The following is an 8,194-nucleotide window of genomic DNA, read 5'->3' as shown; positions in this document are numbered from 1 at the left end:
GGCGTACATGCCGGGGGAGGCGTGGCCCTGGAAGAAGACCTGGTCCCCGCCGCCGGGGTGGTCCTTGCCGCGGAAGAAGTGGTTGAACCCGACCTCGTACAGGGTCGCCGCCCCGGCGTAGGTGGAGATGTGGCCGCCGACCCCGATATCGGGCCGCTGCGCCCGGTGCACCATGACCGCGGCGTTCCACCGCATGTACGCCCGGTAACGGCGCTCGTACTCCTCGTTGCCCGGGAACTCTGCTTCCTGGTCCACCGGGATCGTGTTCACGTAATCCGTCGTGGTCACCATCGGCACACCCACGCTCTGCGCGCCCGCGCGCTGCAGCAGGCTCCGCATGATGTATTGGGCACGCTCGGTGCCCTGTTCCCTGATCAACGCATCCAGGGACTCAACCCACTCGGCAGTCTCTTCCGGATCACGATCAGGCAGCTGGTTAGTCAACCCGCTGAGGATATGGGAGGTATCTTCTCCTGCAGCCACGTCCAACCTCTCTTTGCGCGCGTGAATCGGCGCACTCAGGCCAGGCAGGGTGACTGCCCGGCGTACATACGCCGTGTGCGACGTATCGGTTACAACAGCCCGGTCATGTGTGCCGGGCAGCTTCCTAGCGCTCCTATGTCTGCACGGAGTCACAAGGTTCTCGTACCGCAGGCATAGTTGTCACCAGCCACTCTAGCCCTGACGGGAAGACGATGCGTAGCTGCCCGCGGTGCTGCGGTTGTATTTCGTTCGTCATACTGGTTGTGTGACGAAAAGCCCCTGCACCGGGGCTGCCGCAACCGCATGTGACGCAGAATATGCGCAATCCCGGGGGCTGCAGCTTGAAGCGCAGGCACAAAGGGTGTTGGCTTGGGAGTAATGGAAATCACTATGCGCACCGCATATATGACGTATTGGAGGAACACGTGAGCGAGGCCGACGCCGCCACTTCGGTAAATGTGGCGGAAAAATTGGGTTTCAAAAACGGGGATCTGATTCAGGAGTTCGGTTACGACGACGATGTCGATTTCGACTTGCGTGACGATATTGAGGACCTCACCGGTTCCGAATTGCTTGATGAGGACGATCACGAGGTAGCGGACGCCGTCATCCTCTGGTGGCGTGACGGCGACGGTGACCTGGTGGACAGCCTGGTGGATTCGCTCACCACGCTGAGCGAAAACGGCGTTGTCTGGGTCCTCACCCCCAAGTCCGGCAGGGACGGCTATGTTTCGCCCGCTGACATCCAGGAAGCCGCACCCACTGCCGGCCTGCATGTCACTACTTCTGCCGGGGTATCGAAGGACTGGAGCGCCACCCGCCTGGTCAGCAGGAAGAACAAATGACAGCAGCGGTTGAGGCCGCTTCCGCCGATGCCCCTGCCCTGGGGTCACTGGCTCCGGATTTCGAGTTGGCCAACCAGTACGGTGAGCCGGTCAGGCTATCGTCGTTCCGTGGGCAGAATGTGGCACTGGTCTTCTATCCTTTCGCTTTCTCCGGCATCTGCACCGGCGAGCTGTGCGAGATTCGGGACAACCTGGGCCTGTTCGATGATTCGAACGCCGTGGTACTGGCAGTGTCCGTGGACAGTAAGTTCAGCCTCCGCGCTTATGCCGCGCAGGAGGGCTACACCTTTGACCTCCTGGCCGATTTCTGGCCGCACGGCGGTGTCGCCGGGGCCTATGGCGTGTTTGATGCCGGCAGCGGCATGGCCAAGCGGGCAACCTTCATCATCGACGCCGAAGGGCGGGTCCGTTACAGCGTGGTGAACCCCCGCGGCCAGGCCCGCGACTTCGCCGAGTACCGCAAAGCCCTCGCGGACCTGAAGCTGGCCTGAGCGGCATGGATGGGCAGCGGCGGGGCACCGGGCTTACCGGTTTCGCCAGTATGCCGCCCGTGGATCCTGCACCACTTTCCGATGCTGATTTGGAAGTACTGGCCCGGATCCGGGACCTGCTCGCCGGCGCTCGCTTCGCGCTGCTGACGGGTGCCGGCCTCAGCACCGACTCGGGAATACCGGACTACCGTGGCCCGGATTCGCCGCCGCGGTCGCCCATGACATACCAGGAGTTCGTCCGGGACCCGGCCAACCGCCAGCGCTATTGGGCCCGGAATCATATCGGCTGGTCGCACATGAGGCACGCGGACCCCAACCGGGGCCACTTTTCGGCCGCCGAGCTGGAACGCCGTGGGTACCTCACCGGCCTTGTTACACAGAACGTGGACCGCCTCCACCAGGACGCGGGCAGTTCAAACGTCGTCGATCTCCATGGCCGGTATGACCAGGTCATCTGCCTTGACTGCGGACGTACTTACTCCCGGCGCCTCCTGGCGGGCGTCTTCGAGGAACTCAACCCCGGATTCCTGGAGCGGGCAGCAGCCACCGGCCTTGTGGAGATGGCTCCCGATGCGGACGCAACGGTTGAGGACCTGGCACTGATCCGCAGCTTCGTGGTGGCGGTTTGTCCTGCCTGCGGCGGTACGCTGAAGCCTGATTTCGTCTACTTTGGCGAGAACGTGCCCAAGGACCGGGTGGAACGCTCGTATGCCATGGTGGATGAGGCGGCGGCGCTGGTGGTGGCGGGATCCTCCCTGACGGTCATGAGCGGCCTACGGTTTGTGCGGCACGCCGCCAAGGAGAACAAGCCGGTGGTCATCATCAACAGGGGTGCCACCCGCGGTGATGAGAAGGCGACCATCAAGCTCGAAGCGGGGGTAAGCCAGGCACTGGGCTACCTCGCGGTTGAACTTCCTTCCCTGTAGCGGAGAAGGCGGCGCCCGGATTCGCGTTTCGGGCCCACAGTCCGGTAGAGTCTATGTTCGTTGGTTACGGCGGAATGGCCGGGATCAGCGCGTTTTGGGTCTTTAGCTCAGCTGGTAGAGCGCCACGTTTACACCGTGGATGTCATCGGTTCGATCCCGGTAGGACCCACCAGGAAAACCCCGTTGCCCTGCCATTCGTGGCAGGCAGCGGGGTTTTTTCATACCTGGATGCGGACTGCCATTGTCAGACCCCTGCCTTACGTTGCTGGAATGGAAAAGGTCATCGTGCAAACAAACGGCAACGGAATTCCGACGGCGGTGCTGAGCCGGGGCAGGGAATGGGCTGTGGGTGCCGAGCCTGTCAGGTGGTTTGAGCGCATCAACTGGTGGGAGACCAGCCGGCGCATGCCAAAGGGCAACAGTGGCGTTGACGTTGAGGTCCTGCAGCTGCAGGTCAGGCTGGGAAACAACAGCAGGTCCGACTTGACCACGCTGTACCTCCAGCGGGATGGGCTCGGCGGCGGCTGGCACCTCCGGGAAACTGTGGCGGGAGCGGCTTAGGTACCGGGTGCCTTCCGGCTGTTTCCGGGCATTGGAAAACCCTCCACCGCGACTATTGGGGGATGCCGCGGGGGAGGGCTTGCAATGAATATACCGTGAACTGCCGGAAACAAAAAGTCATGTTCCGTTCTGTGTCGCACACGCCGGCGTTTCGGCCGACGGCAGCAGGCTGCTACTGCCGAAGGGGGATGAACACGCGGGGCTGCTCCGTCCACGTATCGGCCATTTGGGACATGGTCCGCCGCATGATCCGGTCTGAGGCTTCGCGGGCCGAGGTGGCGTCGCCCCTGGCGATTGCCTCCGCCACATCCTCATGCCACTGCAGGGCGGCCTGGTGCGGGTGGTCGGGCATCAGGCCGTGGACGGTGCGGCCGGTCAGGGTTTCGGCAACCTGCCCCATGAGGTTCGCGAACATCTCGTTGCCGGACCCCGAGAGCAGCAGTGAGTGGAAGCGGATATCCAGCTCCAGGAAGCGCGCAACTTCGCCGTTGTTGCCGGCCTCGCGCATGGCGCGGGCAACGTCGACGAGTTCCATCCGCAGGGGTGCCGGGGCGTTCTGTGCCGCCAGCTCGGCAGCGGCCGGTTCCACTGCTGCGCGCAGCTCGGCGAGGGAGCGCAGCTGGGCCCCGCGGGCGTCGCTGGCCAGGCGCCACCTGATGACCTGCGGATCAAAGGGATTCCAACGGCTTGACGGCAAGACCCGGATGCCCACGCGCTTGGTGGTTTCCACCAGGCCCAGAGACTGCAGCACCCGCACCGCTTCGCGGATGACTGACCGGGAAACCTTCAATTCAACCTCGAGCTGCTCGGCCAGCATGACATGGCCGGCAGGAAGATCCCCCGAGATGATCCGCGTGCCCAGGTTGTCGATGGCACGGTGGTGGAGGCTGCTGGTCATGAAGCTAAGCCTAGTTGTTGGCAGGCGTCCGGACTTCAGGCCGGCCCCCGCTCGCCCGGGACACCGCGGCGCGGCAGCCCTAGACTGGCACCGACACAATCGGTTCCATGACGCGGACGTTACTTTCGCGTCACCGCCAGAATATATATGCTTTATTCCGACCCCCTGATCTGCCCCGGCGCCTTCCCTCCTGCGGAAGCCGGCAGCCGAGGCGAACAATGAATTGGAGTTATTGATGTCTGCACACATCGGTGTCACCGGCCTCGCCGTCATGGGCGCCAACCTGGCCCGCAACCTGGCCCGGAACGGGTTCACGGTTGCCCTCCACAACAGGTCAGTGGAGAAGACTGACGCCCTGCTGGAGAAGCACGGCTCGGAAGGGGACTTCATCCGGACCGAAACCCTGCAGGAACTGGTTGATTCCCTGGAAAAGCCGCGCCGAGTGCTGATCATGGTCAAGGCCGGCAAGCCGGTGGACTCGGTCATCGAGCAGCTCGAGCCGCTGCTGGAGCCGGGCGACATCATCATCGATGCCGGCAACTCCCACTATGAGGACACCCGCCGCCGGGAAGCCGCGCTGGCCAAGAAGGACCTTCACTTCGTGGGCGTCGGCGTGTCCGGCGGTGAGGAAGGCGCACTGAACGGTCCCTCCATCATGCCCGGCGGCTCCAAGGAGTCCTATAAGGCCCTCGGCCCCCTGCTGGAGAAGATCTCCGCAAAGGTCGACGGCGAGCCCTGCTGCGCGTGGATCGGCACCGACGGTGCGGGACACTTCGTCAAGATGGTCCACAACGGCATCGAGTACGCCGACATGCAGGTCATCGGCGAGGCCTTCGACCTCCTGCGCTCCGGCGCCGGTATCGAGCCTGCCGAACAGGCAAAGATTTTCACCGAATGGAACAAGGGCGAGCTGTCCTCCTTCCTGATCGAAATCTCCGCGGAAGTCCTGGGCCATGTGGACGCCAGGACCGGAAAGCCGTTCGTCGACGTCGTGGTTGACGCCGCCGGACAGAAGGGCACGGGCCGCTGGACCGTTATCTCAGCCCTGGAACTCGGCTCCCCGGTGTCCGGGATCGCCGAGTCCGTCTTTGCCCGCGCCCTCTCCTCCCAGGCTGCCCAGCGCAAGCTGGGCCAGGAACTCCTGGCCGGCAACGAGGTTAAGGTGGAAATTCCGGAGACGTTCGTCGAGGACGTCCGCCAGGCCCTCTACGCCTCCAAGCTGGTCTCCTACGCCCAGGGCCTGGACATGCTGACCTCCGCTGCCAAGGAATACGGCTGGGACCTGAAGCTGGACGAGATCGCTTCCCTGTGGCGGGCGGGCTGCATCATCCGCGCCGAACTGCTGAAGGACATCACCAAGGCCTACGCCGCCGATGAGAAGCCGGCCAACCTGCTGTTCGCCCCGGCCTTCACCAAGGCGATTGCAGATGCCCTGCCGGCGTGGCGCCGCGTGGTTGCAACGGCCGTCCAGCTGGGCATCCCGGTACCGGTGTTCTCCTCATCGCTCGCGTACTACGACGGCCTGCGCCGCAAGCGCGTGGCCGCCGCCCTGATCCAGGGCCAGCGCGACCTGTTCGGTGCACACACTTACGGCCGCGTTGACACCGAAGGAACCTTCCACACCCTGTGGGGCGAGGACAAGTCCGAAATTGAAGCGGTGGACACCCATTAGTATCCCCGCTGCCGCATAACAAAGGCGGGCAGTTCCCCGGTCACCCGGTGGAACTGCCCGCCTTTGTCTATGGCTGCTAATGAATCAGATCCGGTATTCGATGTCGTATTCTGCCGGGTCCACGGCCGGCTTGGTTTCCCGTTGCGCGTCGCGGTGCCGCCATTTGGCGGGAACGCCGGTAACGATGGATTCCGGTGGCGCGTCCTTGACCACTACGGCATTGGCGCCAACGGCGCTGTCCCGGCCGATGGTGATCGGTCCCAGGATCTTCGCGCCGGCACCAATGGTCACGCGGTCACCGATGGTGGGGTGGCGCTTGATCCTGGCCAGGGACCGTCCGCCCAGCGTCACACCGTGGTAGATCATTACGTCCTCGCCGATCTCGGCGGTCTCGCCAATGACCACGCCCATGCCGTGGTCGATGAAGAAACGGCGGCCTATGGTCGCGCCCGGATGGATTTCGATACCGGTCCAGGACCGGCCCAGCTGCGACAGGAGCCGCGCCGGAAACCGCAGTGACGGGTTCTGCCACATGCGGTGGGTCAGCCGGTGGATCCATATGGCGTGGAGACCGGAATAGGCGAAAAAGTTCTCAAAAGAACCTCGAGCCGCCGGGTCGTGTGACCGGGCGGCGTCGAGGTCTTCCTTCAGTCTTGCGAAAAAGCCCACAAAGTTCTTTCTACAGGAAACGGGCGGACAGCGGACTGATCAGCCGCGGATGTCGTCATAGAGCACGGTGGAGATGTAACGCTCACCGAAGTCGCACACGACCGCCACAATCAGCTTGCCGGCATTTTCCGGCCGCTTGGCCAGCTCCAGGGCCGCCCAAACGATGGCGCCCGAGGAGATGCCGCCCAGGATGCCTTCCTTGACGCCCAGTTCGCGGGCCACCCGGACGGAATCCTCAAGGGTGGCGTCAATCACTTCGTCGTAGACGCTGGTGTCCAGCAGTTCCGGGATGAAGTTGGCGCCCAGGCCCTGGATCTTGTGCGGGCCCGGGGCACCGCCGTTCAGGATGGCGGAGTCCTTGGGTTCCACGGCCACGATCTGGACGCCCGGCTTGCGTTCCTTCAGGACCTGGCCCACACCGGTGATGGTGCCGCCGGTGCCGATTCCTGCCACGAAAATGTCAACGGCTCCGTCCGTGTCTGCCCAAACCTCCTCAGCGGTGGTCTTGCGGTGGATTTCCGGGTTGGCTTCGTTGGCGAACTGCTGGGCCCAGATGGAGTTTTCCGTGTTGGCCACGATCTCCTGGGCCTTTTCCACGGCACCCCTCATGCCCTCGGAGCCTGGGGTAAGCACGATCTCGGCACCAAAGGCGCGGAGCATGACGCGCCGCTCCGTGGACATGGTCTCGGGCATGGTGAGGATGACCTTGTAGCCGCGGGCGGCGCCCACCATGGCAAGGGCGATGCCCGTGTTGCCCGAGGTACCTTCGACAATGGTGCCGCCGGGCTTCAGGGCGCCGGACTTCTCCGCGGCGTCGATGATGGCAACACCGATGCGGTCCTTGACGCTGTTGGCCGGGTTGTAGAACTCCAGCTTCACGGCAACGGTGGCATCCAGCCCCTCGCTGAGCCGGTTCAACCGGACCAGCGGGGTCCCGCCGACCAGTTGCGTCACATCGTCATAGATCCGTGCCATGTACATACGCCTATCTCTAAGGGGTGAATACTGAGGTCAGCCTAACGAGGCCGGGTAACGGTAGCTAAGCGTTAAGCCACGCAGAGTAATATTTCCGGGCCTTGGCCAGCTTAGGGTTGATGATCACCTGGCAGTACCCCTGCTCGGGGTGTTTGGCGTAGTAATCCTGGTGGAATTCCTCCGCCACATGGAACCGTGGGAGGCGGCTGACCTCGGTGACGATCGGATGCGGCCACAGGGCCTGGTTGCGTTCGATCGCCTCTTCAAAAAGGATCTTCTCCTCGGTGGTCTCGTAGAACATCGAGGAACGGTACTGGGTGCCCACGTCGTAGCCCTGGCGGTTCAGCGTGGTGGGATCATGCAGGGCGAAGAACATGTCCAGGATGACCTCAGCGGGGATGATTTCCTCATTGAAGGTCACCGCCACAACTTCGGCGTGGCCCGTGGTTCCGCTGCAGACAGAGTAGTAGTCAGGGTCCGGATCGTGGCCGCCGGTGTAGCCGGACACCACCGAAGTGACGCCCCTGGTCTTCTGGTAGACGGCATCAAGGCACCAGAAGCAGCCCCCGCCAAGAACAAAAGTTTTCATGACCTCTTCAATGGTTGACGGCGCAGGATCATTCCCCGGCGGCCCGGCGCGGCCGGTGCAAACTGCGGCGGCCGGTACCCAATGG

At 63.6% G+C, this 8,194-nt stretch carries 9 protein-coding genes, 1 tRNA gene and 1 pseudogene; 6 read left to right on the top strand and 5 right to left on the bottom strand.

Going from position 1 to position 8,194, the window contains the following annotated elements:
* A pseudogene (locus J2X98_RS08170) lies at positions 1-483 on the bottom strand (pyruvate dehydrogenase (acetyl-transferring), homodimeric type); the annotation flags it as partial.
* 425 nt (positions 484-908) lie between these two features.
* On the opposite strand from J2X98_RS08170, the gene J2X98_RS08165 reads away from it, so the two are divergent.
* The 5 genes from J2X98_RS08165 (at position 909) to J2X98_RS08145 (ending at position 3,306) form a co-directional block, all read left to right on the top strand.
* Positions 909-1,328: a DUF3052 domain-containing protein gene (locus tag J2X98_RS08165; RefSeq protein ID WP_141941867.1), complete on the top strand. Its 420-nt coding sequence runs from the start codon at positions 909-911 to the stop codon at positions 1,326-1,328.
* The gene (locus tag J2X98_RS08160; protein WP_307306459.1) at positions 1,325-1,819 is read left to right on the top strand and encodes a peroxiredoxin; all 495 of its coding nucleotides are present in this window, start codon (positions 1,325-1,327) and stop codon (positions 1,817-1,819) included. Before J2X98_RS08165 ends, J2X98_RS08160 begins: the two co-directional genes overlap by 4 nt.
* A 5-nt stretch (positions 1,820-1,824) precedes the next feature.
* Positions 1,825-2,745 (top strand): NAD-dependent protein deacetylase, encoded by a 921-nt coding sequence (locus J2X98_RS08155; RefSeq protein WP_307306456.1) that lies wholly within the window; start codon positions 1,825-1,827, stop codon positions 2,743-2,745.
* Between the two features lie 96 nt (positions 2,746-2,841).
* Positions 2,842-2,917: transfer RNA gene (locus J2X98_RS08150), tRNA-Val, on the top strand.
* A 98-nt stretch (positions 2,918-3,015) separates the two neighbouring features.
* Positions 3,016-3,306, top strand: coding sequence for a hypothetical protein (locus J2X98_RS08145; protein WP_307306453.1), 291 nt, complete (start codon positions 3,016-3,018; stop codon positions 3,304-3,306).
* 172 nt (positions 3,307-3,478) lie between these two features.
* Here the strand turns inward: J2X98_RS08145 and J2X98_RS08140 are convergent, their stop codons facing one another.
* Positions 3,479-4,204 carry a FadR/GntR family transcriptional regulator gene (locus tag J2X98_RS08140; RefSeq protein ID WP_307306450.1) on the bottom strand — a complete coding sequence of 242 codons (726 nt, stop codon included), beginning with the start codon at positions 4,202-4,204 and terminating at the stop codon, positions 3,479-3,481.
* 235 nt (positions 4,205-4,439) lie between these two features.
* On the opposite strand from J2X98_RS08140, the gene gndA reads away from it, so the two are divergent.
* Positions 4,440-5,876, top strand: a complete 1,437-nt coding sequence (gene gndA, locus J2X98_RS08135) for an NADP-dependent phosphogluconate dehydrogenase (protein WP_307306448.1) — start codon at positions 4,440-4,442, stop codon at positions 5,874-5,876.
* 84 nt (positions 5,877-5,960) lie between these two features.
* Here the strand turns inward: gndA and epsC are convergent, their stop codons facing one another.
* From epsC to msrA, 3 genes are all read right to left on the bottom strand, one after another.
* On the bottom strand, positions 5,961-6,545 hold the full coding sequence (gene epsC, locus J2X98_RS08130) for a serine O-acetyltransferase EpsC (protein ID WP_018769514.1): 585 nt from the start codon (positions 6,543-6,545) through the stop codon (positions 5,961-5,963).
* A 39-nt stretch (positions 6,546-6,584) separates the two neighbouring features.
* The gene (gene cysK / locus J2X98_RS08125; RefSeq protein WP_141941856.1) at positions 6,585-7,520 is read right to left on the bottom strand and encodes a cysteine synthase A; all 936 of its coding nucleotides are present in this window, start codon (positions 7,518-7,520) and stop codon (positions 6,585-6,587) included.
* A 64-nt stretch (positions 7,521-7,584) separates the two neighbouring features.
* On the bottom strand, positions 7,585-8,109 hold the full coding sequence (gene msrA, locus J2X98_RS08120; RefSeq protein WP_307306442.1) for a peptide-methionine (S)-S-oxide reductase MsrA: 525 nt from the start codon (positions 8,107-8,109) through the stop codon (positions 7,585-7,587).
* Positions 8,110-8,194: the final 85 nt, after the last annotated feature.

This window comes from Pseudarthrobacter enclensis (assembly GCF_030811655.1).
In the GTDB taxonomy this organism is placed as follows: Bacteria; Actinomycetota; Actinomycetes; order Actinomycetales; family Micrococcaceae; genus Arthrobacter; species Arthrobacter enclensis_A.
The sequence above is the reverse complement of the archived record's forward strand: the minus strand, read 5'-3'. Positions and strand labels throughout refer to the sequence as shown.